At 73.6% G+C, this 23929-nt stretch carries 25 protein-coding genes and 1 pseudogene; 15 read left to right on the top strand and 11 right to left on the bottom strand.

Annotated features, from left to right (window positions below; translation table 11 throughout):
* A pseudogene (locus tag ABZY33_RS21025) lies at positions 1–95 on the top strand (helix-turn-helix domain-containing protein); the annotation flags it as partial.
* A gap of 28 nt (positions 96–123) precedes the next feature.
* Here ABZY33_RS21025 and ABZY33_RS21020 read toward each other — a convergent pair.
* Together ABZY33_RS21020 and ABZY33_RS21015 are read right to left on the bottom strand one after the other, a co-directional pair.
* The gene (locus tag ABZY33_RS21020; protein ID WP_356493125.1) at positions 124–807 is read right to left on the bottom strand and encodes a class F sortase; all 684 of its coding nucleotides are present in this window, start codon (positions 805–807) and stop codon (positions 124–126) included.
* 31 nt (positions 808–838) lie between these two features.
* Positions 839–1657: a hypothetical protein gene (locus ABZY33_RS21015; RefSeq protein ID WP_356493124.1), complete on the bottom strand. Its 819-nt coding sequence runs from the start codon at positions 1655–1657 to the stop codon at positions 839–841.
* A gap of 212 nt (positions 1658–1869) precedes the next feature.
* Between ABZY33_RS21015 and ABZY33_RS21010 the strand changes: the two genes are divergently transcribed.
* Both ABZY33_RS21010 and ABZY33_RS21005 read left to right on the top strand, forming a co-directional pair.
* Positions 1870–2196, top strand: coding sequence for a YrhK family protein (locus ABZY33_RS21010; protein WP_356493123.1), 327 nt, complete (start codon positions 1870–1872; stop codon positions 2194–2196).
* A 114-nt stretch (positions 2197–2310) separates the two neighbouring features.
* Positions 2311–3000, top strand: coding sequence for a GAF and ANTAR domain-containing protein (locus ABZY33_RS21005; RefSeq protein ID WP_356493122.1), 690 nt, complete (start codon positions 2311–2313; stop codon positions 2998–3000).
* 78 nt (positions 3001–3078) lie between these two features.
* On the opposite strand, the gene ABZY33_RS21000 is transcribed toward ABZY33_RS21005, so the two are convergent.
* A complete protein-coding gene (locus ABZY33_RS21000) occupies positions 3079–3555 on the bottom strand; it encodes an ATP-binding protein (protein WP_356493121.1) in 477 nt (158 codons plus the stop codon).
* A 278-nt stretch (positions 3556–3833) separates the two neighbouring features.
* On the opposite strand from ABZY33_RS21000, the gene ABZY33_RS20995 reads away from it, so the two are divergent.
* Both ABZY33_RS20995 and ABZY33_RS20990 read left to right on the top strand, forming a co-directional pair.
* Positions 3834–5015, top strand: a complete 1182-nt coding sequence (locus ABZY33_RS20995) for a SpoIIE family protein phosphatase (protein WP_356493120.1) — start codon at positions 3834–3836, stop codon at positions 5013–5015.
* A gap of 183 nt (positions 5016–5198) precedes the next feature.
* A complete protein-coding gene (locus tag ABZY33_RS20990) occupies positions 5199–5666 on the top strand; it encodes an STAS domain-containing protein (RefSeq protein ID WP_356493119.1) in 468 nt (155 codons plus the stop codon).
* Positions 5667–5683: 17 nt separating this feature from the next.
* Here ABZY33_RS20990 and ABZY33_RS20985 read toward each other — a convergent pair whose 3' ends face one another.
* Positions 5684–6202: a MarR family transcriptional regulator gene (locus ABZY33_RS20985; RefSeq protein ID WP_356493118.1), complete on the bottom strand. Its 519-nt coding sequence runs from the start codon at positions 6200–6202 to the stop codon at positions 5684–5686.
* 188 nt (positions 6203–6390) lie between these two features.
* Between ABZY33_RS20985 and ABZY33_RS20980 the strand changes: the two genes are divergently transcribed.
* Complete coding sequence (locus tag ABZY33_RS20980) at positions 6391–6648, top strand: hypothetical protein (RefSeq protein WP_356493117.1); 258 nt, start codon at positions 6391–6393, stop codon at positions 6646–6648.
* Between the two features lie 171 nt (positions 6649–6819).
* On the opposite strand, the gene ABZY33_RS20975 is transcribed toward ABZY33_RS20980, so the two are convergent.
* Positions 6820–7314: a hypothetical protein gene (locus ABZY33_RS20975; RefSeq protein ID WP_356493116.1), complete on the bottom strand. Its 495-nt coding sequence runs from the start codon at positions 7312–7314 to the stop codon at positions 6820–6822.
* Between the two features lie 169 nt (positions 7315–7483).
* On the opposite strand from ABZY33_RS20975, the gene ABZY33_RS20970 reads away from it, so the two are divergent.
* The 4 genes from ABZY33_RS20970 (at position 7484) to ABZY33_RS20955 (ending at position 10888) form a co-directional block, all read left to right on the top strand.
* Positions 7484–8095 (top strand): TetR/AcrR family transcriptional regulator, encoded by a 612-nt coding sequence (locus ABZY33_RS20970; protein ID WP_356493115.1) that lies wholly within the window; start codon positions 7484–7486, stop codon positions 8093–8095.
* 98 nt (positions 8096–8193) lie between these two features.
* Positions 8194–9423, top strand: coding sequence for a cytochrome P450 (locus tag ABZY33_RS20965; RefSeq protein WP_356493114.1), 1230 nt, complete (start codon positions 8194–8196; stop codon positions 9421–9423).
* Positions 9424–9470: 47 nt separating this feature from the next.
* A complete protein-coding gene (locus ABZY33_RS20960) occupies positions 9471–9665 on the top strand; it encodes a ferredoxin (RefSeq protein WP_356493113.1) in 195 nt (64 codons plus the stop codon).
* Between the two features lie 14 nt (positions 9666–9679).
* Positions 9680–10888 carry an FAD-dependent oxidoreductase gene (locus ABZY33_RS20955; protein ID WP_356493132.1) on the top strand — a complete coding sequence of 403 codons (1209 nt, stop codon included), beginning with the start codon at positions 9680–9682 and terminating at the stop codon, positions 10886–10888.
* Positions 10889–11001: 113 nt separating this feature from the next.
* On the opposite strand, the gene ABZY33_RS20950 is transcribed toward ABZY33_RS20955, so the two are convergent.
* Positions 11002–11568, bottom strand: coding sequence for a helix-turn-helix domain-containing protein (locus ABZY33_RS20950; RefSeq protein WP_356493131.1), 567 nt, complete (start codon positions 11566–11568; stop codon positions 11002–11004).
* Positions 11569–11875: 307 nt separating this feature from the next.
* On the opposite strand from ABZY33_RS20950, the gene ABZY33_RS20945 reads away from it, so the two are divergent.
* Positions 11876–12838 carry an NADP-dependent oxidoreductase gene (locus tag ABZY33_RS20945; RefSeq protein ID WP_356493130.1) on the top strand — a complete coding sequence of 321 codons (963 nt, stop codon included), beginning with the start codon at positions 11876–11878 and terminating at the stop codon, positions 12836–12838.
* Positions 12839–12870: 32 nt separating this feature from the next.
* Here ABZY33_RS20945 and ABZY33_RS20940 read toward each other — a convergent pair whose 3' ends face one another.
* Entirely contained in the window at positions 12871–14049 is a 1179-nt protein-coding gene (locus ABZY33_RS20940; protein WP_356493112.1) for a spore photoproduct lyase family protein, read from the bottom strand.
* 296 nt (positions 14050–14345) lie between these two features.
* On the opposite strand from ABZY33_RS20940, the gene ABZY33_RS20935 reads away from it, so the two are divergent.
* Positions 14346–15437: a hypothetical protein gene (locus tag ABZY33_RS20935; protein WP_356493111.1), complete on the top strand. Its 1092-nt coding sequence runs from the start codon at positions 14346–14348 to the stop codon at positions 15435–15437.
* Positions 15438–15453: 16 nt separating this feature from the next.
* On the opposite strand, the gene ABZY33_RS20930 is transcribed toward ABZY33_RS20935, so the two are convergent.
* Together ABZY33_RS20930 and ABZY33_RS20925 are read right to left on the bottom strand one after the other, a co-directional pair.
* On the bottom strand, positions 15454–16329 hold the full coding sequence (locus ABZY33_RS20930; protein ID WP_356493129.1) for a serine hydrolase: 876 nt from the start codon (positions 16327–16329) through the stop codon (positions 15454–15456).
* Between the two features lie 2 nt (positions 16330–16331).
* On the bottom strand, positions 16332–17291 hold the full coding sequence (locus ABZY33_RS20925) for a LysR substrate-binding domain-containing protein (RefSeq protein ID WP_356493110.1): 960 nt from the start codon (positions 17289–17291) through the stop codon (positions 16332–16334).
* 85 nt (positions 17292–17376) lie between these two features.
* On the opposite strand from ABZY33_RS20925, the gene ABZY33_RS20920 reads away from it, so the two are divergent.
* The gene (locus tag ABZY33_RS20920; protein ID WP_356493109.1) at positions 17377–19032 is read left to right on the top strand and encodes a penicillin-binding transpeptidase domain-containing protein; all 1656 of its coding nucleotides are present in this window, start codon (positions 17377–17379) and stop codon (positions 19030–19032) included.
* A gap of 9 nt (positions 19033–19041) precedes the next feature.
* Here the strand turns inward: ABZY33_RS20920 and ABZY33_RS20915 are convergent, their stop codons facing one another.
* Positions 19042–19416, bottom strand: a complete 375-nt coding sequence (locus ABZY33_RS20915; RefSeq protein WP_356493108.1) for a CrcB family protein — start codon at positions 19414–19416, stop codon at positions 19042–19044.
* Positions 19413–19850 carry a fluoride efflux transporter CrcB gene (gene crcB, locus ABZY33_RS20910; RefSeq protein ID WP_356493128.1) on the bottom strand — a complete coding sequence of 146 codons (438 nt, stop codon included), beginning with the start codon at positions 19848–19850 and terminating at the stop codon, positions 19413–19415. Before crcB ends, ABZY33_RS20915 begins: the two co-directional genes overlap by 4 nt.
* Before the next feature lie 332 nt (positions 19851–20182).
* Between crcB and ABZY33_RS20905 the strand changes: the two genes are divergently transcribed.
* Both ABZY33_RS20905 and ABZY33_RS20900 read left to right on the top strand, forming a co-directional pair.
* Entirely contained in the window at positions 20183–23257 is a 3075-nt protein-coding gene (locus ABZY33_RS20905) for a glycoside hydrolase family 3 N-terminal domain-containing protein (RefSeq protein WP_356493107.1), read from the top strand.
* 238 nt (positions 23258–23495) lie between these two features.
* Positions 23496–23927 (top strand): SRPBCC family protein, encoded by a 432-nt coding sequence (locus ABZY33_RS20900; protein WP_356493106.1) that lies wholly within the window; start codon positions 23496–23498, stop codon positions 23925–23927.
* Positions 23928–23929 lie beyond the last annotated feature (2 nt).

Genomic DNA, 23929 nt, shown 5'->3' with positions numbered 1-23929 from the left:
TGGCGCACGCCGGCCGCAAGGCGGAGACGGCGCGGGAGCTGCACCTGAACCGCCAGACCCTCTACAACCGGCTGGCCCGGATCGGGGAGCTGCTCACTCGCCCCGCCGGGACAACCGCCTGTGTCATCCGCGGCTGCCGGTCAAGGACGCGTACACCACGACGTTGTCGGCGTAATGGTGATCCTTCTTCGAGTACGTACCGCCGCACGTGATCAGCCGCAGCCCCGCTCCGTCGATGTTGCGGTACACCTCGACGGTCGGGAAGCGGTCCTTGGCGTAGACCGCCACCCGGTCCACCGTGAACACGGCGGTGCGTCCGTCGCGGCGTGCCACCCGGACCTGGTCGCCGGGGTCGAGTTCGGAGAGCCGGAAGAAGACCGCGGGCACCGCGTTCCAGGTCACGTGGCCCGCGATGACGGCCGGGCCCTTCGCTCCGGGGGTCGGGCCGGGCGTGTACCAGCCGGCCTTCGCCGGGTCGCGGGGTGTGGCCATGGCCGCGTGCCGGTCCAGTCCGAGTTTTTCGAGGGAAGAGGAGACCTTCAGCGCGGGGATGGTGACGCGTACGGGTTCGGAGGGCGGCAGGGCGGACGGTGACGGGCGTTCGCCCCGTGGGGTGGCCGCTTCGGCGGTCGCCGCCGCACCGGGTGTCCGGGGTGCGACGGCCGCGGGGCCGGGTTTGTCGGCCGCCCTGGGCGGCGCGGGCTGTTGCCGTGCGATGCCCGCGCCCAGCAACAGCCCGCCGATGATGACCAGGACGGACAGTCCGACGAAGAACGCGGTTCGCCTGTGCTGCTCCCTGCCGTCCATCTGCTTCACTCCTGTCGGCCGGTCGCGGTGGTCAGTCGTCCTGGTGGGTGTCGGTCGGACGCGGCTTCCGCCGGCCGGCGTAGAGGAGTCCCGCGGCCAGCAGGGCTGCTCCGCCGGAGGCGAGCAGCGCGGGTGACTCGACGCCGTTCGTGCTGCCGGAACCGGTCTCGACTCCACCGGACGGCATCGAACCGACGGCGGCTCCCTTGACCATGCCGCAGTCGGTGGGCGCGGTGGCCTCCTGCGGGAGCTTGGGGTCGAGTTCGCTCTTGCCCTTGCCGAAGTCGTACGTGCCGTTGTGGTTGGGGTCGATGCCGTGCTGGACGATGTGCAGGTCCTTGACGTGGTCGGCGGTGGCCTGCGACACGGCGATCGTGCGGGTGTAGGACAGGTTGCCGGCCTTGTCCGCGACGGGCATCCGGTCCACGGCGAGGCCGCTCTTCATCGACGTGTCGCCCTTGGTGGTCAGGGAGATGTGGATGTTGCCGTAGGACGGGATCCCCTCGGCGGTGGTGATGATGCCGTCACCGTTCTTGTCCGCGCTCGCGTCCGGGCAGTGGAAGTCCTTCCCGGTGGTGTCTCCGTGGATGTGCTGTGCGTGTGGCTGGCCGGGGACGAGACCGTGGGCCTCGATCTTGACCGTCAGTCGAGTGCCGTCGACGCTGAGCATCGCGGTGCCGTGGGCACCGGAGTGGTTCAGCTCGCTCAGGTCGATCTGGTAGGCCGCCCCGGCCTTCTCGTCACCCCCGGACGACCCGCTGTGGGCGAGGGAGGGCGTGGCCGCGCCGAGTGTGAGGGCGGCGGGCAGGGCGAGAAGTGCGGTGAGTCGGGCCGTGCGCTGTGCGATCACTGCGAACATCCCTTTCGAAGCGGCGCACCGGCGTCGCTGCCGGCGAGCCGCGCTTGGGCTCTGATGCAGGTAATCCGTAGCGGCCGCCCGACCGGATTGGGCGGTGGCGACGTCCGGACCCGTGGGGGTGCCTGATCGGGCCGGCAGCCGGATCGACGGAGGGGCCTGAGCCACGGATGCAACAACCGATGCATCGGGGGAACGGAGGCAGCATGAGCGAGTCCGGGAACCGAAACCGCCCCTTGGTGCTGCACGTCGGCAGCGAGGAGCTCGTCATCCGCCGCCGCTACGAGGCGGCGAGCATCAGCAACGACATCCTGATCGCCGGCTGGTTCATCGTGGGCAGCGTCATGTTCTTCTCCGAGGCATGGGCGGTCCCCGGCACCTGGTGTTTCCTGGCCGGCAGCATCGAACTGCTCGTCCGGCCCGTCATCCGCCTCGGCCGCCACCTCCACCTGCAGAAAGTACGCGCGCGCACTCCCGCTGCACCCGGCGCCGCCACCCTCATGGCAGCCCCCGGCTCCCCCGGGGACTACTGAACCCTCCGCCGCCGGCAAGCCCTGATTCCGCCCCGCAGCTCCGGCGGGGTGCGGTGATGCGGTACGTTCTCGCGGACGATGGTGGAGGTTCGGTGACCGCGATGGGGAGTACTGGTGGAGTGGCGTGAGTACGCCGAGCAGATGGCGCTGCTGGCGCGGGATCTGCTGGCCCAGGACTCGGCCCAGTCGACGCTGGACCACATCGCGGCGTCCGCGGTGGAGCTGGTGGAGGGCTGCGACGCGGCCGGCATCCTCACCGTGCGTAAGGGCAAGGCCGTCACCCTGGCCGCCTGCGGGACCATGGCGGCCGAGTCCGACCGCCTCCAGGGCGAGCTGGGCGAGGGCCCCTGCTTCGATCTCGCCCGCCGCACGGACGGGGAACGCCTGTACCGGATCGCGGACCTCACCCAGCCCCAGCCCGCCTGGGAACGCTACGCGGCCCGCGCCCGCGACCTGGGCGTCGGCAGCGTCACCGGCGTCCTCCTGTACACCGACGACGGTGATTTCGGCGCGCTGAACCTGTACGCGCACCGTCCCGGCGCCTTCGACAAGGACATCGAGACCGCAGGCTGGCTCCTGGCCTCACACGCGGCGGTCGCCCTGGCCAATGCCCGGATCATCGATCAGCTCGAGGACGCCAAGAAGACCCGGCACGCCATCGGTGAGGCCATGGGCATCCTGCGCGAACGCCACAGGTTGAGCGAGGACGACGCCTTCAACGTGCTGCGCCGCATCTCCCAGCACCACAACATCAAACTCCGCGACGTCGCCCAGCAGGTCCTGGCCAGCGGCCCGACGGCCTGAAGCCCCTCGCCCGCCGACCGGCTCCGCCGGTCCGGTCGGCCGGGACCGGCACGGTCCCGGCCGGGCAGGCCCGGCTTGTCAGCCGCCCTGGCCACCGAGTGGGGCCCCGCCGGGAGCGTCGGCCAGCTCGATCGTCGCGGTGACGCGTTTGCCCACCGCCTCGCGGTGCACCCCGAAGTCCTGGCAGACCGCCATGACGATCTCCAGACCATGCTGACCCACCCGGCCCGGGTCGTGGTCGCGGGCCACCGGAAGCGTCGGGTCGCTGTCCCACACCGACACCTCCACCGTGCCCCGCTCGGCCTCCATGGTCAGCAGGCACGGGCCCGGCGCGTACTTGCAGGCGTTGGTCACCAGCTCGCTGACCACCAGCTGCACCAGGCCCACCGCCCGCTCGGACACCGGCAGCCCGTGCACCACACGCAGATCCGTCAGGAACGAACGCGCCGCAGCACGCGTCCCGGCGATCCCCTCACTGCCCTCGATCGCCACCGACACCAACAGCAGAACATCCTCCAGGGGCTGCTGAGCCCTGCCGTCATCAGCCCGATCCATCCCGCGCCTCACTTCCGAAGCACACTCACCCCGCCCCGCTACCCCCGAACCCCCCTCGCACTCCCCCGCCTCGGGAAAGTCCATTTTCCGGCGATCTGTTCCGGTGCGCGCCAGCCGGCCAGAGCACGTACTCGACGGATTGGACGGCGGCGTCGGCCATGGCCGTTTCCGCGCCCGGGGACGGCCGGTCACGGTCACGGACGAGCCCGGCGCGGGTGGCGGTCCTGTGAAAGCCGGGGCATTCGGGGAAGTAGGCGCACAACCTTAAGGAGGTTGTCGTGCATCGTGACCGGATCGGACTGGCCGAGGTACTGGCTGCGGCGGAGGAGGCCGCGCCCGTGCGTTCCCTGGACGTCGTGGCGCACAATCTGCGCGAGCGGTTCGGTGCGCGTTCGGTGTCGTTCCTGTTCGTCGACGTCGTGGGCCGGCGGCTGCTGCGGGTCAACGAGGAGAAGACCACCCGGCAGGAGCGCGGCGCCGACCAGGTGCTGCGGGACGGCAGTGTCTACGACGAGGTCCTGCGATCCCAGAAGCTGGTGGTGGCGCCGGAGGGCGTCCGAGGGCAGCGGGTGCTCGCGCCCGTCACCAACCGGGGTGACACCATCGGCGTCCTGGAGCTCTACCTCGCTCATGTCACCCAGGATGTGCTGGAGCAGGTCGAGGAGGCCGCGCACGCGCTCGCGTACATCATCGTCACCGACCGCCGCTTCACCGACCTGTACCACTGGGGCAACCGCACGGCCGAGGTCTCGCTGGCCGCGGAGATCCAGCGTCAGCTTCTGCCCTCCGCTCCCTCGTGCGAGGCGGTGGAGTTCGCCCTCGCCGGAGCGCTGGTCCCGGCCTCCGACATCGCCGGTGACACCTACGACTACAGCCTGGAGGAAGACACCCTGCACCTGTCGATCACCGACGCCATGGGCCATGACGTGGCCGCTTCCCTCATCGCCACCCTCGTGGTCAACGCCTCCCGGGGCGCCCGCCGCGCCGGCGCCGATCTGGCCGAACAGGCCCGCCAGACCCATCAGGCCCTCCTCGACCACGGCCGCCGCACCTTCGCCACCGGCCAGCTCCTGCGCATCGCCCTGGACGGAACCGGCGCCCAGCTGGTCAACGCGGGCCATCTGTGGCCGCTGCGGCTGCGCCAGGGGACGGTCGAGCAGATCCGGCCGCACATCAACCTCCCCTTCGGCGTCAGCGGACAAGGGCCGTACAAGGTCCAGGACATCGACCTGCGCCCCGGCGACCGCCTGGTGCTCTACACCGACGGCATGCAAGACCGCCAGGCCGGCTGTGTCGACCTGCCCGGCATCATCCGCGACACCGGCGCCGAACACCCCCGCGAAGCCGTGCGCGCCTTGGTCGCCGCCGTCGCCGACGCCTGCGGCGGCCAGGTCGAGGACGACGCCACGGTCCTGTGTCTGGACTGGTACGGCCCCCGCTCCACACCAGCCGCCCGGTGACGGCACCCGGCGGCTCCGACCGATAGCAGCGCGGTCGCGGTGCACCCGAACCTTGACCGACGTTAAATGTTGCCGTATGGCAACTGTTCGCTCTAGAGTGGCCACGCCGCACCACGGACCGAGGCTGTCGGCGCATTCCGCACCGGCGGGCCGGGGGTGGCCGCCACCGACGAGGGGCCGGCTGTGGACTCGCGAGACACCGATCAGCGCATACGTCTCATCGCCCACAGCTCGCCACAGGCGCTGACCCTGGCCGTGTCCGGTGAGGTGGATCTCGAATCGGCGGAACCCCTGCGCCTGGCGCTGGCCGCCGCCGCACGGTTCCATGGCCGGGTGTGCGTGGATCTGTCGGCGGTGGCCTTCGCCGACACCACTCTCGTCAACGCGCTGCTGCAAGCCCGGCTGAGCCTCGGGGAGCGGCTGCGCGTCGCCGCGCCGTCCCGGCCCGTCCGGCGGCTCCTGGTCCTTCTCGGCGTGGACGGCGTGCTCGCCCTGGATCCCCCCGGCGCCGCGCGCCGCGCGCAGCCACCACACCGATCCCGTGTGCCGGAGCCCCGCGCGCCCGAGGACGACGGCGCAGAGGCCGCTCCTCCGGCCGCCGACCCCTGGGAACCGGCCGGCACCCACAACTGCGGCCCACGCCGGAACTGACGGCCACCGCACGACAGTCAGGCCGGGCGTACGATGCGCAACGGCTCCTCGTCGGCCGTGTCGCCCCCCGCGTCCCCGGGTGCCCCGTCCACCACCGCTGCCGCCGCGTCCCGGAACGCGGCCAGTCCCGCGGCGAGTTGCCCGAGCGCCTCCGGAGCCATCGCGTCCAGCACGGGTCGCAGTTCTTCCGCCTCCTGGGTACGGACCTCGTCGAGGAGCGCCCGCCCCTGCCGGCTCAGGTGCAGCTCCACCTCCCGGCGGCTCGCCACACTTGAACGGCGCTCCACCAGCCCGGCCGCCTCCAAGCGGTCGCACAGCCGGCTCGTGGCGGGCGGACTCGAACCGAGTGCGTCACCGAGCGCGCGCAGGTTGCCGCCTTCGAGCCGTCCGATCGCGACCAGGGCCCGCAGCTGCGAGACGGATATGGGTCCTGGCGGCGCCGATCGCTGGGCCCTGCCGCGCAGGACGCCGAGAAGCCCTGTCACCTCTGCGGCGAGGACCGCCGCCTGTGAAGGAGTCGTGGGGCTGGGGCGCACCGCCCCACTGTGTCACCTGATGCCGCGTGCTGTCAGCACATGGCCGCCCACAGTCCCGCAGCAGCAAGCACCGCAATAGGGCCGACCCGCAGGAGGAGAGCGGGCCATCTTCTGAAGTGCATTGCGGACAATTCGGAGCATGGGTGATGGCCACATCAGGCGCGAGTCGCGTGAATAGGGATGCGTCCATGAACGCCAAGCAACGGCACCACGCCGTCGCTTTCGAGCCCGCCCACCCTGCCTCGCGCAACCGTAGGGTCGCCGCGTTCGTGCTCGGCGCGCTGGTCTGGGTCGCCGCCGGCGTCCTCGCGGTCGTTCTGCTCGGGCACAGCTTCATCGTGCGGCGTATCCCGCTCGCCGAGGGGATCTCCTGGTGCGGCTTCGGTCTCGCGCTGCTCGTCGGCATCGCGCTGCGACACCGGGAGGAGCGCCGTGAGCTTCCTTGACGTGCTGCTCTTCTTCCTCGCGTTCTGTCCGGTGGTGACCGGCGCCGCGTGGATGGTGGGAGGCGTGCTCTTCCACATCCTGGAGGAGCGGTCCGCCGTCACCGCGCCGCCCGGGGCTGGCGCACGGCAACTACTTCACCGGCGACCAGCGCTCTGTGCTCCCCGCCCGTCTCAGGTCAGCGCCGCGAGCCGTTTGATCTTTCGCCGCACCACGTACAGCGGGATCACCCCGAAGATCCCGAAGGACATGTCGATCACCGACCACCAGAAGGGAATTCCCCGGACCGGCCCGCAGACCAGGGCCAGTGGGATGATCCCGGCGCAAGCGATCATCCCGAACTCGACCACCCAGATGTTGCGTACCGGGTCGCGGAAGGGCCCGTAGAACGCGACGGCGATGACCAGGTGGGCGAAGGCCAGCCAGTCAGTGCCGTAGAGCAGGAACGGATAGTCCGTGTCGGCCTCCTCGAGTCCGGCGCGGACGCGTTCCAGCCAGTCCATCAGCGCGGGCATGTGCTCGCCCACCGGCAGCCGGGTCAACAGCTCGTCTGCCCAGCGCAGTTCATGGACGAGCGGAAAGGCCGTGACCCCGCTGAGGACGAGGCACACGACGAAGAGGACCAGCCACACACGAACGCCCTTGAGCTGGGCGGCTCTGTCATTCACGGCAGCAGCCTACGCCTTTTTTGAACGCGTTCAACATTAGGTCACGGGTTCAGTCCTGTACGCCGCCGCAGAGCGGCCCGGTCGGGGCAGGCCCGCCACCCTCGGCACCCGACCGCCTTCCGGCCACACTTGGCGCGAAGCGGAACCACGGGAGGGGAAGGGGCCACAGATGGGCGAGCCGTTCAGACGTCGGGCGCAGAGCCAGCTGGGTGAGGGCGAGGCGTTGAAGGAGGAGATCCTGCGGGCGGCCGCGCGGATGCTGGCGGAGTCCGGGCGGGAGGGCGAGTTGTCGCTGCGGGCCGTGGCGCGGGAGGTCGGGATCGCCGCCCCCAGCGTCTACCTGCACTTCAGGAACCGGGCCGAGCTGGTCGACACGCTCACGCGCCGCGCCTACGGCAGGCTCGCCGCCGAGTTGCGCGAGGCGCGGGCACAGTGCGGTGAACCGCGCGCGGCCGTGCACGCGGTGGCGCGGCGCTACTGCCGGTTCGCGCTGGACAACCCGCGGGTCTACCGGCTCATGTTCGGCATCGAGCGCATCGAGGTGCCCCGGGACGAGGTGACGGCCCATCCGCTGTGGCAGGTGCGCGCGGTGTGGGACGAGGCCGTGTCCGCGTACCGCCCGGCACATGCGGCCGGGCCGGAGCGCGAGCGCCGGGTGGACCTGCTCTGGTTCTCCCTGCACGGGATGGTGGCGATGGCGGTGGCGCTGCCGTTCGCCGTCGACCGGGCGGCGCTGCGGGACCGCGCGGCGGACCTGGTCGACCTGGTCCTGGCCGAATAGCGCCGATGACAAGTGCCGCCGCACCGTGCATCGTTGCCCAGGGCACCTAACGGCGTTAGGAAGGTGCCGCCGCAGCTCCTTCCCCACGGAGGTACACCATGGCCGACACATCCACGGTTCCGGCGGACGTACTTGTGCAGCACCCCAGCCCCCGGGCGGCCGGCTGCCCCTTCGACCCGCCCCCGGCCCTGCGGGAGCTGACCGGCCGCCCCCTGACCCGGGTGCGGATCTGGGACGGCAGCACGCCCTGGTTCGTGGCCCGCCACGATCTGATGCGCACCCTGCTGGGCGACCCCCGGGTCAGCGCCGAGCCGGAGCGCCCCGGCTTTCCGCACCGCTCGGCCGGCCAGAAGGCCAGCGGCCTCGGCCGCCGCACGTTCATCAACATGGACGATCCGGACCACGCACGCCTGCGCCGCATGGTGACCGGCCCGTTCGCGGTGAAGAGGATGGAGGCGCTGCGGCCCCGGGTGCAGCAGATCGTCGACGGCCTGATCGACGAGATGCTCGCGGGCCCCAACCCGACCGACCTGGTACAGGCGTTCGCCCTGCCGGTCCCGAGCCTGGTCATCTGCGAACTGCTCGGCGTGCCGTACGCGGACCACGACCTCTTCCAGCGGAGCACGAAGGTCATCGTGCGCCGCGACTCGGCGCCGCAGGAGGTGGCGCAGGCGTCGGCCACGCTCACCGACTACCTCGACGCGCTGCTCGCGGAGAAGCAGCGGCGACCCGCCGACGACCTGTTGTCCGTGCTCGCGACCAAGCAGGTGGCCGCGGGGGAGATGACGCGCCGCGAGGCCGCGCAGATGGGCGTCCTGCTGCTGGCCGCGGGCCACGAGACGACCGCGAACATGATCGCGCTCGGCACCCTCGCCCTGCTCTCCCACCCCGACCAGCTGACCCTGCTCCGCGAGAGCGAGGACCCCAAGGTGGTCGCCGGGGCCGTCGAGGAGCTGCTGCGCTACCTGAACATCACGCACTCCGGGCGCCGGCGCGTGGCGCTGGAGGACATCGAGATCGACGGTGAGGTCATCCGCGCCGGTGAGGGCATCATCTTCGGCGGCGAGGTCGCCAACCGCGACCCGGCCGCCTTCCCCGGCGACCCCGACGCCCTCGACCTGCGCCGGGACGCGCGCCGCCACGTCGCCTTCGGGTTCGGCGTCCACCAGTGCCTGGGACAGCCCCTCGCCCGCGTGGAACTCCAGGTCGTCTACAACACCCTCTACAAGCGCGTCCCCACCCTCGCGGCGGCCGCCGGCATCGACGAACTCGAGTTCAAGCACGACGGGTTCGTCTACGGCGTCTACGAACTCCCCGTCACCTGGTGACCGATCCCGCTCCCCCACCACCCCCGCGCCCCGAATCGAGGAGCACCATGCACGTGGAAGTCGACCGGCCCAAGTGCGTCGCGTCGGGCCAGTGCGTCCTGCTGGCCCCCGAGGTCTTCGACCAGGACGACGACGGCATCGTCGAACTGCTCACGGCCACCCCCGACGCCGCACACCACGAGAACGTCCGGGAGTCGGCCGCGGTCTGTCCCGCCGCGGCGATCCGCCTGGCGGATCGGTGAGCGAGCGGGTGCCCCTGCGCCGGATCGTCGTCGCGGGGGCCTCGGCCGCCGGGCTCGCGGCCGCGGAGACCCTGCGCAGGGAGGGGTTCGGCGGCACGCTCACCCTGGTCGGCGCGGAACCCCATCTGCCCTACGACCGGCCGCCGTTGTCCAAACAGGTCCTGGCCGGCGCGTGGCCCCCGGAGCGGACGGCCCTGCGCGCGGGCGCGGACCTCGCCGCACTCGACCTGGATCTGCGGCTGGGCACGGCCGCCACCGGACTCGACACGGCCGCCCGCGCCGTCGCCCTCTCCGACGGTGCCAGTGTCGGCTACGACGGCCTGATCGTCGCCACGGGGGTGCGGCCGAGAGGGCTGCCCGAGTGCGCGCCGGCGGACGGTGTGCACGTGCTGCGCGGCCTCGACGACGCGCTCACCCTGCGCGACCGGCTCGCGGCGGGCCGCCGGCTGGTGGTCGTGGGCGCCGGGTTCCTCGGCTGCGAGGTGGCGTCCTCGGCCCGCGCCCTGGGCGTGGCGGTGACCCTGGTCGAGCCCGCCCCGATCCCGCTCGCCCACGCGGTGGGCGAACAGGTCGGCGGCCACCTCGCGCGGCTGCACCGCGACCGGGGCGTGGACCTGCGCCTCGGCACGAAGGTCACCGGGATCGAGACCGGTGCCGCCGGGAGGCGGGGCGTGCAGCTGTCCGACGGCACGGTGGTGGTCGCCGATGACGTGCTGGTCGCCGTCGGTTCTCTGCCCAACACGGAGTGGCTCGGCGGGAGCGGGCTCGACACCGGGGACGGGGTGGTGTGCGACCAGTACAGTGCCGCGGCCCCGGGGGTGTACGCGGCGGGCGACGTGGCCCGCTGGTACCACCCGCTCTTCCGTACCTCCCTGCGGGTCGAGCACCGGACCAACGCCGCGGAGCAGGGCATGGCCGCCGCCCGCAACCTGCTCCGTCCCGAGCGGGCCGAGCCGTTCGCCCCGGTCCCGTACTTCTGGTCCGAGCAGCACGGGGTCAGGATCCAGGCGTTCGGGCACCTGCGCGGCCACGACGAGGCGCGCGTGGTGCAGGGCGACCCGGCCGAGGGCCGCTTCCTCGTCGCCTACCGCACCGGGGCCACGCTCACCGGCGCCCTGGCGGTCGCCATGCCGCCCAGGGAACTACGCCGCTGGCGCACGGCCGTGGCCGCCGGCACCGCGTGGCAGGAGCTGTTCGAGCAGGGACCACCCGCCGGACCGTGACCGAGCGGCGCGCTCGCGACCCCGGGGCGGCGGACGCGGCGCCCCGGGCCGCCTGGCACGGGTCTGCCGCGATACCGCGCAGCGCCGCGATCGTGGTCAGCCCGCACCTGCCCCTACAACAGCACCCGCAGGTCGAGCGGGCCGGGAGGCGGGAGTCTCTCCTGGCCGGGGCGGGCGCGGAAGCCGTCGAGCAGGTGGGCGGCCAGTCGGCGCGAGGCGCGCTCGTCCTCGGGCAGCGCCGTGATCAGCCCGCCGTGCGCGAGCAGCGCCGCGATCAGGTCGGCCGGCGCGAAGTCCGCCCGGAGCCCCGCGGTCTTGGCCCGTCGCACGAGCCCGGCGAGGTCGTGTTCGGCCTCCTCCCGTACGCGTGCGTGCGCACTCGCTTCCGCCGGGAACGCGGCGAGGAAGGCGGCGGGGAAACCGCGCTCCGCCCGTTGCAGCCGGCACAACTCCTCGAACAGGCCGCGGAACCCGTGCCACGGGTCCGGGTCGGCCACGGCCGTCGTCAGCGCGGCCCGGCAGGCGGCCGTCTGGTCGGCGAAGGCGTCGCGCAGCAGGTCGGTGCGGGTGGGGAAGTGACGGTAGAGCGTGGCCGGTCCCACCCCGGCGCGCCGGGCGACCGCCGTCATCGGGGCGTCGATACCGCGCTCGGCGAAGACCTCGCGCGCGGCGGCGAGCAGCCGGCCCCGGTTGCGACGGGCGTCCCGGCGCCGGGCCGGCTCGGCGCGCGCCGCGGCGCCGCCGTCGGGACGGTGCTGCGACGGGCCACCGGCGGCGGGGTCCGGGATCCGAGAGGAACGAGGGGTCACTGTCTCTCACCTGCGACAGAAACGGACAGAGGCTTCCGTTTTTGATCCTACGCTGCTGGGACGGGCGCGGAACGGCGCCGGGAGCGAGGACGCGAAGGTGGCAGCCGATATGGACGCGAGGGACCAGAGGGAACCGGCGGAACGGACGGGTGGCGGTGAGGAGGCAGCGGCCGGGACGATGCGGGCGGTCCTGTTCGACCGGTACGGGGGGCCCGAGGTGCTGCGGGTGCGGCAGGTCGCGCGCCCGGTCCCCGGGCCCGGCGACGTACTGGTGAAGGTCGCCGCGTTCAGCGTCAACGGCGGTGAACTCGCCTACCGTGCCGGCCGGTTGGGCTCGCTCGGCGGCCGGTCGTTCCCCAAGCGGATCGGGCTCGACTTCACCGGCACGGTGGCCGGGTTCGGCCCGGCGGGGGGCGCCCACGGGCTTGCCCTCGGCGACAGGGTCTGGGGTGTGCTGGGGCGGACCTCCGGGTTCGGCAGCGGAGCGGAGTACGTGGCGGTACGCCCCGAGCGGATGGGCCGGGTCCCCGACGGCGTCGGCCTCGTGGCGGCCGCGGCGCTGCCGGTCGCGACGACCGCGGTGACCGCGCTGCGCGACAAGGCCCGGCTCGGGCCGGGCGAGCGGCTGCTGGTGCGGGGAGCCGCCGGCGGCGTCGGGAACGCCGTGGTGCAGCTCGCGGCCGCCGCGGGCGCCGAGGTCACCGGTCTGGCCCGCGCCGCGAACCTGGACTTCGTACGCGGCCTCGGCGCCCGGACCGCCGTCGACCACCACGCGGTCGCGCCGCGGGAGCTGGGCCGGTTCGACGTGGTCGTCGACACCGTCGGCACCCGACTGGCCGACTACCGGGCCCTGTTGGCGCCGGGCGGGCGGATGGTCACGATCGCCTTCGACCTGGGGCGGCCGGTCCGGTCCCTGGGTTACCTCGGGGTGAGCGCGCTGCGTCACGGCCGCGGCCGGGTCCGGTTCTTCAGCGGGGACCCGGGCCGCGCCCTCTTCGACGACGTGGCCGCACACGTGGCCGCGGGCCGGCTGCGCCCGATGGTGGACACCGTCTTCCCGCTGACCGAGGTGGCTGCCGCGCACCGCGCGCTGGAGGCGGGTGGTGTGCGGGGCAAGTACGTGGTGTCCGTGGCCGGTTGACGAAGACGCCGTCCGCGTCAGGGCGGGCGGAGTCAGAAGGCGTAGCGGATGTGCAGCCACGGGGCGTGCCGCGCCAGGAGTTGGCGGAGGCGGGCCAGGGACTGCTGTTTGACCGGGAGGGCGTAGCGGACGTTGAGGGCGCCGTTCTGGGAGCGTTTGGTCTCCTGGGCCGCGGGCTGCCACAGCACGTCTTCGGCGCGTGGGTGCCAGCCCAGATTGACCTCGTGGAGCGCTTCGTTGTGGGTCAGCATGATGATCTCGGCCGCAGCCTGGTCCTTCACGCGCGCGGGCAGGACGTCGTCGAGGTGGACGAGGAGGTCGGCCCAGTCCCGCTGCCAGCCGGGGCGCAGGACGACGGGCGAGAGGTTGAAATGGACCTCGTACCCGGCGTCCAGGAAGTCGGCGGCCGCGGCGATCCGGTCCGGGACCGGGCTGGTGCGGATGTCCAGGAGCCGGGCGTCGTCGGGCGGCATGACGGAGAAGCGCACCCGGGTCCGGCCCTGCGGGTCCAGGGCGAGCAGGTCCGGGTTGACGAACTTGGTCGCGAAGGAGGCCTTGGCCGTGGGCAGGGTGCGGAACGCGGCGACGAGGTCCGCGGTGTTGTCGCAGACCAGGGCGTCGACGGAGCAGTCGCCGTTCTCGCCGATGTCGTAGACCCAGGCCTGTGGGTCGCACTGGTTCGGCTCGGGCTTGGGGCCCTGGGCGCGTACGTGGCGCCGGATGTGGGCCACGATCGCCTCGATGTTCGTGAAGAGGGTGATCGGGTTGGCGTAGCCCTTGCGGCGGGGGACGTAGCAGTAGGCGCAGGCCATCGCGCACCCGTTCGAGGGGCCGGGGGCGATCCAGTCGGCCGATCGGCCGTTGGGGCGCGTCGCGAGGGTGTGCTTGATCCCGAGGACGAGCGTCTCGGTCTTGATGCGGACCCAGCGGCCGATGTTGCCGTCGTTGCCGTGCAGCTCGGGGATGCGCCAGTGGCTGTCGACCTCGGTCACGCGGACGCCGGGCAGCCGCGCCATGATCTGCCGGCCGCGCGGGGTCTCCAGGGCCGCCGGTTCCGCGTACACCTCGCGCACGTCGAGCATGCGCCGCGCCTGCGGGCTGTCCCGGAACGTCCCGTGCGCCCGCTCCGCCGGGGCGCCGAGGTCCTGCCAGCCGAACAGGGCCTGCTGCTCGGACTCCGCCGGAGCGGGGTCGGGCGTCGGCTCGTCCACGTCCTGTGCCTTTCCGTGTGCGGGGCGGATCGGTTCGGCGCCGTTCCGCGTGGCGCGGGGCCGGTCGCCGCCGTCCCGCTGATCAAAGCGCACGGCGGCGCCCACCGCGACCGACCGGCCGCGCGCCCCCGGCAGGCGCTCCCCTGACCCACCTCCGGCCCGGCCCCCGCCTCCCACCGGCCGGGCCCAGGAGCGGGAACGCCTGTGCGATCATGCTGCGGCGGTGCCCGGCCTGGGGAGGGGCGGGTGGCCGGTCGATGTGGTTCGCGACGGCACGGGACGGCAAGGAGCGCAGCGTGACTTCGGGTGGGGTGCAGGACGGGTCGTCGGTGCCGGACGAGGAGTGGGAGCGGTTCCTCAGGGAGTCCGAGGAGGGCGTGCCGGACGCCCCCAAGGAGCCGTCGGCGCGGGCCCGCATCGTGACGCGCCGGCTCCGCGAGGAGACGGGGCCGCCGCAGGGATGGCGGGCGCCACCGCCGGCCCCGCCGCGGAAGCGGCTGCGGTACGTGGTCGGGCTGCTGGCCGCCGCGGCGCTGCTGTTCGTGGCGCTCGACCCGGGCCGGGTGACCGGCTGGTTCGACGGCGACGACGGCGCGGACGCGGGGCCTCTCGCGACGGAGACGGGCCGGCCCTCCGCGCCGCCGGCCGGGGCAGCCGGCCAGGGCACGTTGCAGGAGCCGTTCCGGGGCTCGCCTGCCGCGCGCTGGGCCGACGGGGTGGCCGGGATCGGCGTGCCCGCGGCGCGGGCCACCGGCTGGATGGGGACCGCGCAGGTCGCGCGGGCGCTGGAGCGGACCCGGGACTTCCTCGTGGCGTCCAGCCTCGACCCGAAGGTGCTGCGGGGCGCACGGCCCTCCCGGGCCATCGCGTTCGTCAACCCGCTCCAGCCGAAGGAGCGGGAGTCCCTGGACACCTCGCTGGCCTCCCCGAGCAGGACGCGGAACCCGCTGGCGTTGTTCAGCCGCTTCGACACCGACCGGGTCCGGCTGGTCGGGGACGTCGTGAAGACGCGGGGCCGGCTGACGTTCCGGGAGGGTGAGCGCGGCGCGCTGGAGGTGACCAGCGACGTGACGTACGTGTACCCGGTGGTGCGCGCCGAGCCCGGCAGTGACGAGGTGGTCCGTGTCATCGTGCGCCGCGAGACGGTGGTGAGCTGGGACGACCCCGCGAGGATCGACACCGAGGCGGGCACCTTCTCCGTGGTGCGCACCAGCCTGGACACCACCAACGCCGGCTGCCGCACCTACACCGGCTTCCTCACCCCCGCCTTCGGGTCGGCGGGACGGCAGGACGGCCCGACCGCGGACCCGTACGACCGCAGCCGCCCGGTGCGGGACGCGGCCGGTGCGGGCGGGGACGCGGAGTGCGGGACCGCCACGCGGTCGTGAGGCCGCGCCGCCCGGCTCACCCGGCGCGCAGCGCGTCGACCGCGATCCGGGCCGCCGTGCCGATGACCGCGTCGGCGGCGGGCAGGACCGCCGCCGTCTGCGCGGTGCGGGTGAAGACGGCCACGGCGTAGCGGCCGCCGTCCGGGTACTCGACGACCCCGGTCTCCGCGCGCAGCGTCGGCAGCGACCCGGTCTTGCCCGCCACGTGCACGTCGTCGAACGGGAAGCCGGACGCCAGCCGGTGCGGCCACACCTGAAGCCCCATCAGGCGCCTGATGGCGGCGCCGTGTTCGGGCGTACAGGCTTCGTCGCGCCAGATCGCGGCGAGCAGCCGGGTCAGGTCGCGCGGTGTGCTGCGGTTGGAACGGGCCGGGTCCAGGGCGCGGAGCCGGGCGATCACGTGCGGGTCGGCCAGCGCCCGGGCCCCGGCCGGACCCGCGTCCTCCTTGATGGTGGTCATCGAGGCGCCGAAGGTGTGCACGGCGTACGTCGCGTCGAGGCCGAGGCGGGCCGTCGTGCGGTTGACGGCGTCGAGGCCGACCCGGGCCAGGAGCAGGTCGGCCGCGGCGTTGTCGCTGACCGTCATCATCAGGAAGGCCAGGTCGCGCAGGGAGAGCCGGGCCGCGTCGAGCATCGCGGCGAGTCCGGTGGGCCCCGGGGTGCGGCCGTCCTGCGCCACCTCGACCTGCTCGGTCAGGTCGAGGTGCCCGGCCGCCGCCTGCGCGTGCAGGGCGACAAGGAGCGGGAGCTTGTGCACGCTCGCCGTGCAGACCGGATAGGCGGCGTCGACGCCGAGCCCGTCGCCCGAGTCGATGTCGAGGGCGGCGAGCCGCCCGGTGACCCCGGCGTCGGCGAAGGCGGCGCGGATGCGGTCGGGGGTGTCGGTACGGATCGTCACAGCCAGTACTCCGCTGCCGGGCGCAGGTGCATGGGGCGCGTAGGGGTGTCGGGGTGGGCGCCCGCGGTGGTCCGCAGGGCGTGCGTGGCCGCGTCGGCGAAGGCCCGCACGGCGCCGTCGCCGTGCCCGCGCGGCCAGGCGACGGAGTGCCGCCAGGCCAGCGGGGAGCCGGCCAGCGGCCGCCAGACGAGGCCGGCGTCGTCCTCGCCGGGCCCCGCGTCGCGCGGGCCGAGGGCGACGGCGCCCGCCGACAGCACCAGTCCGCGTACGAAGCTCGCCCCCTGCCCGTGCCGGACGGCGGCCGGGGTGTAGCCGCCGCGGGCGCAGCCGGTCAGCAGGTCGTCGTAGAGCGCGGGGGCGCCGGAGCGGGGGAAGAGGATCAGGTCGGAGCCGGTGAGCGCGGCGAGCGGGACCTCGGGGAGCGCGGCCGCGGGGGCGGTGCGCGGCAGCAGCACGCCGAGCTCGCGGCGGAGGACGGGGCCGAGTTCGAGGCCGGTCACGTCGCAGGGGTGGTGGATGAGCCCGGTGTCGAGTTCGTGGGCGGTGAAGCGGGCGAGCTGCTCGGTGGTGGACAGCTCGTGCAGCTCCAGCTCCACGCCCGGGTTCAGTTCCTGAAATCTCGTCAGGACCGCGGCGACGGTGGCGCCGGCGATGTCCGGGGGCAGCGCGGCGCGCAGCAGTCCGCTCTCGCCGTCCCGGATGCGGCGTGCCGCGGCGCGCAGCACTTCGGCGCGGGCGAGCAGCTCGCGCGCTTCGGGGAGCAGCAGCATCCCGGCCTTGGTGATCGTCACCTGCCGGCTGGTGCGGTCGAAGAGGCGCACCTGCAGCTCCCGCTCCAGCCGCTGGACGCGCTGCGACAGGGGTGGCTGGGCCATGCCGAGCCGGGCGGCGGCACGGCCGAAGTGTGACTCTTCTGCAACAGCCACGAAGCACTCCAGGTGCCGGATCAGGTCCACGAGCAGCAATCATATGCGAATGTGATCGATCAGTCATCGATATCCGTCTTGGACAGGGGCGGGGACGGATTGCTCTGCTCGGGGCATGACGCACCTTTCCTCCACGCACCTGCCGGGACCCGGTCCGGCCCCCTCGGACCGCCGCCGCCCGCCGCGCCGCACCGGGCTCAAGGCCGTTGTCGCCGTGAGCGTGGTGCTCGCGGTCGCGGCGGGCGGCGCGTACGCCGCCGGCGCCGGCCCCTTCGCGCGCGGCGACGAGCCCCTCGATCCGGCGGCGGCCGCGCAGGCCCGCGCCTTCCTGGCGGACTGGGCGGGTGACCGGCTCGACGGCGCGGCCGCGCGCACCACGAACCCGGCCACGGCGCGGGAGGTGCTGCGCAACTTCACCTCCGGGCTCGACATACGCGGGCCGCGGCTGACGGCGGCGCGAGCGGCACGGACCGGCGACGGCGACGGCGAGGTCCGGGTCCCCTTCACCGCCAAGATGCCCGTGTCGGGGCTCGGCACCTGGACGTACCGCTCGCAACTCCCGCTGCGGAAACAGGGGAACGGCGGCTGGAAGGTCGACTGGAAGCTGTCGCTCGTCCACCCGCATCTGAGCGAGAGCGCCAAGTTCCGGCTGGAACGCGAGGAGACGGCGGCGCCGCAGGTCACCGACCGCGCGGGCGCCTCCCTGACCGGCGGCTCCTATCCGTCCTTGCAGGCGGTGCTGGGGCAGTTCGCCCCGGGCGGCGGCGGACCGCGCGGGGCGATCCGGCTCGTCGACCGGGTCACCGGCGACGTCGAGGGGACCGAGGCCCGCTTCGGCGGGAAAGGAGCGGGCGGCGACAAGCCGGTCGCGACCACGCTCGACGCCTCCTGGCAGGCCGCGGCGGAGCGGGCGATGGCCCACGCCGACGGCAAGAACGCCTCGCTCGTCGCCCTGCGTGTCGACAACGGCGAGGTCCTCGCCATGGCCAACTCCCCCGCCACCGGCTTCAACCGCGCCGTCTCCGGCACCTACGCCCCCGGCTCCACCTGGAAGATCGTCACCAGCAGCGCGCTGCTGCTCAATGGGTCGGTGGCGCAGGACACCGTGGTGGACTGCCCCAGACACCTGGTGGTGGGCAAGGAGTTCCACAACGTGGAGACCTCCGAGTTCCCCGGCGCGACCTTCCGCAAGGACTTCACCGAGTCCTGCAACACGGCCTTCATCAGCCTGCGCGGCAAGCTCGGCGGCTCCGAACTCGGAGACGTGGCACGGAAGTACTTCGGGGTCGGCCAGGAGTGGCACGTCGGTGTTCCGTCCTACGACGGGTCGGTGCCGGTGCCGAAGGACGAGACGGAGAAGGCGGCGTCGATGATCGGCCAGGGCCGCGTCCAGGCCAATCCGCTGATCATGGCCTCGGTCACGGCGACGGCGGCGTCCGGCACCTTCCACCAGCCGGTGATCGTGCGCGGCGGCGAGGACACGACGCGGACCACCGCGCTGCCCGCGCCCGTCGTCGCGCAACTGCGCTCGATGATGCGGGCCACCGTCACCGAGGGGACCGCGCACGTGCTGGCGGATCTGCCCGGCGGGATCGGCGCGAAGACGGGCACCGCGGAGGTCTCCGAGGGCGAGCCGAACAACGGCTGGCTCGTCGCCCGGCGCGGCAACGTCGCCGTCGCCTGCGTGGTGGAGCAGGGCGTGACCGGGGGCGGTTCGGCGGGCCCCGTCCTGCACAGCCTGCTGTCGGCGGTGCCGGACGACCCGTCGTAGCCGCGGGCGTCAGCCCCAGAACGCCTGGGCCAGCGCCGCCCCGGCGAAGGCCGCCCCGAGCCCCGCGGCGATGCTGCCCACGACGTTGGCGGCGGCGAGGAGGCGGGCTCCGGTCCCGGCCAGGCGCAGGGTCTCGTACGAGAAGGTGGAGTACGTCGACAGGGCGCCGCACAGGCCGGTGCCGAGCAGCAGCTGGAGCCGGTCGGAGGCGGCGCCCGCGGCGGCCGCGCCGGTGACCAGGCCGAGGACGAGAGAGCCCGCGACGTTCACCAGGAACGTGCCCCAGGGGAAGAGCGTGTCGTGCCGGGACCGCAGCAGGCGGTCCGTGGCGTAGCGCAGGGGCGCGCCGACCAGGGCGCCCGCGATCACCAGGAGCCAGTTCACGCGGGCCTCCGCGGGACGGCGCGGCGCGCGAGCCAGGCCCCGGCCCACACGGCCGCGAGCGCGGCGCCCGCGGTCAGGGCCAGGTAGCCGAGCGCGGTGCGCGCCGCGCCGAGGTCGGCCAGCCGCCGGATGTCCACCGCGTAGGTGGAGAACGTGGTGAAGCCGCCGAGGACGCCCGTGCCGAGGAACGGGCGGACCAGGCGGTGCGCGGTTCGCAGCTCGCCCAGCACGACCATGAGGACGCCCATGGCGGCGCAGCCGACCACGTTGACCAGCAGGGTCGTCCAGGGGAAGGCGTCGGTCGCCGTCGGCCACAGGAGGGAGGCGCCGTAGCGGGCCGAGGCGCCGAGCGCGCCGCCGAGCGCGACGGCCGCGAGGACGGGCCCCTGACCCCGCCACGGCTGCGGGCCGGGCCCGGGGGCGGGCGGCTCGATGTCGGGGTCGACGGGGTCGTCGCGCCTGGGCGCGCGGGCCTCTTCCACGGGGTGCTCTCCTGTCCGCCGGGCGTCCGCGCCACCGGCGGCGCGGACGCACATCGTCGCAAGGAGGGACCGCCGACGGCGTGCAGGGGCGGCGGCCGGGTGCGGCGGGCGGCCGGGCGATCCGCGCCGAGTCCGCGGCTCACCGCTGCCCCCAGGCCGCAACTCCCCTTACGTTCCGAACACTTGACGGCCTCACCCCACCCTCTTTGACTCAAGCCGTGAAGTAAGGCCACCAGCAACGAACCTCGGGAACTCAGCCACCATCGGGACCTTCGGGAGGAACATTGCGCCACTCCGCTCACACCCCCGCCCCGGGCCGGAGAAGACGGGCCGCCCTGCTCGCCGTCACCGCCCTCGCCGCCGGACTGCTGCCGCTCACGAGCGCCGCGACCGCTGCGGCGGACGACCCCGCCCCCGTGCCCATCGACCGTTTCGAGGGCGAGGTGCCGTTCGCCGCGCAGCCCGCCGAGGGCCTCTTCACCTGGGGCGGCGATGCGGACGACCCGCCGAAGCTGGAGCTGACGGAGCGCGCGGACGCGCCCGAGGGCGCCCAGGTCCTCGAAGGCTCGTACGACATCAGCGGCTACGGCGGCTTCACGCACGACTACGCCGCCGACCAGCCGGCCCGCGACTGGTCGGCGTCGAAGGGCATCCGGTTCTGGTGGTACGGCCAGAACACGGCGCCGCTGCCTCCCGGTTCGGGCAAGAAGATCAGCTTCGAGATCAAGGACGGCGGCGCGCACGGCGAGGCGTCCGAGCTGTGGACCACGTCGTTCACCGACGACTGGCAGGGCTGGCACCAGGTCGAGATCCCGTTCACGCAGTTCGCGTACCGCACGGACTACCAGCCCGTCGGCGGCATCGACCACGTCCTCGGACTCGACAGGATGTGGGGATACGCCCTCACCCTGCCGACCGGCGGCAAGGGCCGGTTCGCCCTCGATGACGTGGAGTTGTACGGGAAGGCCGATCAGGCGCTGCGCGCGCAGGTGTCGACGGACGCCGGGGTGTACCCGGTGAAGGAGGGTGGCGCGGCCGACGTCAGAGTCTCGGTCACGACGACGGGGAACGTACCGGTCGCGGACGACGTCACCGTCACGTACGCGAGCGGGGGCGGGACCGCCACGCCCGGCTCGGACTACGTCCCGGTCAGCGGCACGCTCACCTTCCCCGCGGGCACCGCGTCCGGCGCCGCCAAGACGGTCAGGATCCGCACGGTCAAGGACCGCGCCCGGGCCGAGAGCGCGGAGACCGTCCCTCTCGCGCTGACGGTCACCGGCGCCAAGCCGCCCGCCGAGAACCCGGTGGCCGTCATCGACGCCCACGGCCTGCCGTATCTCGACGCCAAGCTCCCGGTGCGGAAGCGGGTCGCGGACCTCGTCTCCCGGATGTCGCTGGACGAGAAGATCGGCCAGATGACGCAGGCCGAGCGCAACGCCCTCAACTCCCCCGGCGACATCGCCGGCTATGGCCTCGGCTCGCTGCTCTCCGGCGGCGGCTCGGTGCCCACTCCGAACACGCCCGAGGCCTGGGCCAAGATGATCGACGGCTATCAACTCCGGGCGCAGGCAACGCGGTTCCAGATCCCGCTGATCTACGGTGTGGACGCGGTGCACGGCCACAACAACGTCGTCGGCGCCACGATCATGCCGCACAACATCGGTATCGGCGCCACGCGCGACCCCGCGCTCGCCGAGCGGACCGGTGCGGTGACCGCCTCCGAGGTGCGCGCGACCGGCGTCCCGTGGGACTTCGCGCCCTGCCTGTGCGTGACGCGTGACGAGCGCTGGGGCCGCTCCTACGAGTCGTTCGGCGAGGACCCGGCGCTCGTGACGTCCATGGAGACGATGATCCAGGGCTTCCAGGGCCGCGCCGACGGCCGCGACCTCGACCGGAACGACAAGGTGCTGGCCACCGCCAAGCACTTCCTCGGCGACGGCGGCACGGAGTACGGCTCGTCGGCCACGGGCTCGTACACCATCGACCAGGGCGTCACGAAGGTGACGCGGCAGGAGCTGGAGGCGGTGCACCTCGCCCCGTTCGGTGCGGCGGTCAAGCGCGGCGTCGGCTCGGTCATGCCGTCGTACTCCTCCCTGGACATCATCGGCGACGACCAGGGCCCGGTGAAGATGCACGCGAACGCGGCCATGATCAATGGGGAGTTGAAGGGCAAGCTCGGCTTCGACGGCTTCGTCATCAGCGACTACGCGGGCATCGACCAGATCCCGGGCGACTACGCCTCCGACGTGCGTACGTCCATCAACGCGGGCCTCGACATGATCATGGTGCCGACCGCCTACGCGGACTTCGAGTCGGCGCTGCGCGGCGAGGTGACGGCGGGCCGGGTGAGCCGGGCCCGCGTGGACGACGCCGTCTCCCGCATCCTCACGCAGAAGTTCGAGCTGGGCCTCTTCGAGAAGCCGTACGCGGACACCTCGCACCTCGGCGAGATCGGCGGCGCCGCGCACCGCGCCGTGGCCCGGCAGGCCGCGGCCGCGTCGCAGGTGCTGCTCAAGAACGCCGGGAGCGTGCTGCCCCTGAAGAAGTCGCAGAAGGTGTACGTCGCCGGGTCGAACGCCGACGACCTGGGCAACCAGACCGGCGGCTGGACCATCACCTGGCAGGGTCAGTCGGGGCGCAACACCGACGGCACGACGATCCTCCAGGCGATGCGCAAGGCGGCACCGGACACCGCGATCGCGTACTCCAAGGACGCCTCGGCGCCGACGGCCGGGTACGACGTCGGGGTGGTCGTCGTCGGCGAGACCCCGTACGCGGAAGGCGTCGGCGACGTCGGCAACGGCAACGACCTCGCGCTGACCGCGGCCGACCAGGCGGCGGTGGACACGGTCTGCGCCGCCATGAAGTGCGTGGTACTCGTCGTCTCCGGCCGTCCGCAGCTGCTCGGGGACCGGCTCGGGGAGATCGACGGGCTCGTCGCGTCCTGGCTGCCGGGCACCGAGGGCGACGGCGTGGCCGACGTGCTCTACGGCAGGCGGGCGTTCACCGGCCGGCTGCCGGTGACCTGGCCGAGGTCGGAGGCGCAACTGCCGATCAACGTCGGCGACTCCTCCTACGACCCGCAGTTCCCGTACGGCTACGGCCTCACGACTGCCGCCAACGCGCCGGCCGGTAGCGCGGCGGCCCTGCGTGCCCTCGCCGTCGAGGCGCGGCACGTGCACGGCGCGAGCGCCGGGCGCGCGCTCGTCGACAGGGCGCGGCTGCTCGTCCAGCAGAAGGCGGGCGACAGGGTGACGGCCGGGTGGGCGAAGCCGTTCGCGGAGGCGGAGCACCTCTCCCTGACCGGCGACTACGCCGGAGCGCTCGCCAAGCTGCTGCGCGCATATCTGGCGGCGTGACCGGAAAGACGGCAGCGAAGAGGGTTCCGTGCGGCCGCCGCGCTTGCGGCCGCCGGAGCCCTCGGTCTCGGCCTGAGCGGCTGGACGCGCTACGACACCGGCCGGGCGCGGTCCACCGGCCCTGAGGGCCGCGGGCGGGGCGGCAACCGGGTGCGTGTGCGCGCCCGTTGGACACCGGCCCGCGACACGCCCGGCCGGGTGCGGCCGGCCCGGCCCGGCGGCGGCCTACGCTCGCGGCGTGGCCCATGTCCGGATCGTCCGAGAGACCCCCCTGCCCGCCGCCGAGGCGTGGCGGCGGCTGACCGACTGGGAGCGGCACGGCGACGTCGTGCCGCTCACCCATGTCACCGTCACCACGCCCCCGCCGACGGCCGCGGGCACCGTGTTCGTGGCGCGCACCCGGATCGGCGACCGGCTCGGCTTCGACGATCCGATGGAGGTCGTCGCGTGGCAGCCGCCGCGCCACTGCCGCCTCGTCAAGCGGGGCCGGCTGGTGACCGGCTGGGCCGAGTTCGACGTACGGGCGCTCGGCCCCGGCCGGACCCGGGTGGAGTGGCGCGAGGAGCTGCGGGTGCGCGGGGTGCCTGCCCTCGCCGACCCGGCGCTGGCGGTGGCCGGGCGGTGGATGTTCACCCGTGCGATGAAGGGCCTGCTGCGGGACGGGAGTTGACC

Source organism: Streptomyces sp. NPDC006552, assembly GCF_040611655.1.
In the GTDB taxonomy this organism is placed as follows: domain Bacteria; phylum Actinomycetota; class Actinomycetes; order Streptomycetales; family Streptomycetaceae; genus Streptomyces.
Note: the sequence above shows the minus strand (reverse complement) of the source record. Positions and strands in the feature narration are given on the sequence as shown.

What these genes read in the sequence shown, in the direction of transcription:
- ABZY33_RS21020 (WP_356493125.1), bottom strand. Translation starts at nt 807, where the DNA reads ATGGACGGCAGGGAGCAGCACAGGCGAACCGCGTTCTTCGTCGGACTG.
- ABZY33_RS21010 (WP_356493123.1), top strand. Translation starts at nt 1,870, where the DNA reads ATGAGCGAGTCCGGGAACCGAAACCGCCCCTTGGTGCTGCACGTCGGC.
- ABZY33_RS21000 (WP_356493121.1), bottom strand. Translation starts at nt 3,555, where the DNA reads ATGGATCGGGCTGATGACGGCAGGGCTCAGCAGCCCCTGGAGGATGTT.
- ABZY33_RS20980 (WP_356493117.1), top strand. Translation starts at nt 6,391, where the DNA reads ATGAACGCCAAGCAACGGCACCACGCCGTCGCTTTCGAGCCCGCCCAC.
- ABZY33_RS20970 (WP_356493115.1), top strand. Translation starts at nt 7,484, where the DNA reads ATGGGCGAGCCGTTCAGACGTCGGGCGCAGAGCCAGCTGGGTGAGGGC.
- ABZY33_RS20965 (WP_356493114.1), top strand. Translation starts at nt 8,194, where the DNA reads ATGGCCGACACATCCACGGTTCCGGCGGACGTACTTGTGCAGCACCCC.
- ABZY33_RS20960 (WP_356493113.1), top strand. Translation starts at nt 9,471, where the DNA reads ATGCACGTGGAAGTCGACCGGCCCAAGTGCGTCGCGTCGGGCCAGTGC.
- ABZY33_RS20945 (WP_356493130.1), top strand. Translation starts at nt 11,876, where the DNA reads ATGCGGGCGGTCCTGTTCGACCGGTACGGGGGGCCCGAGGTGCTGCGG.
- ABZY33_RS20920 (WP_356493109.1), top strand. Translation starts at nt 17,377, where the DNA reads ATGACGCACCTTTCCTCCACGCACCTGCCGGGACCCGGTCCGGCCCCC.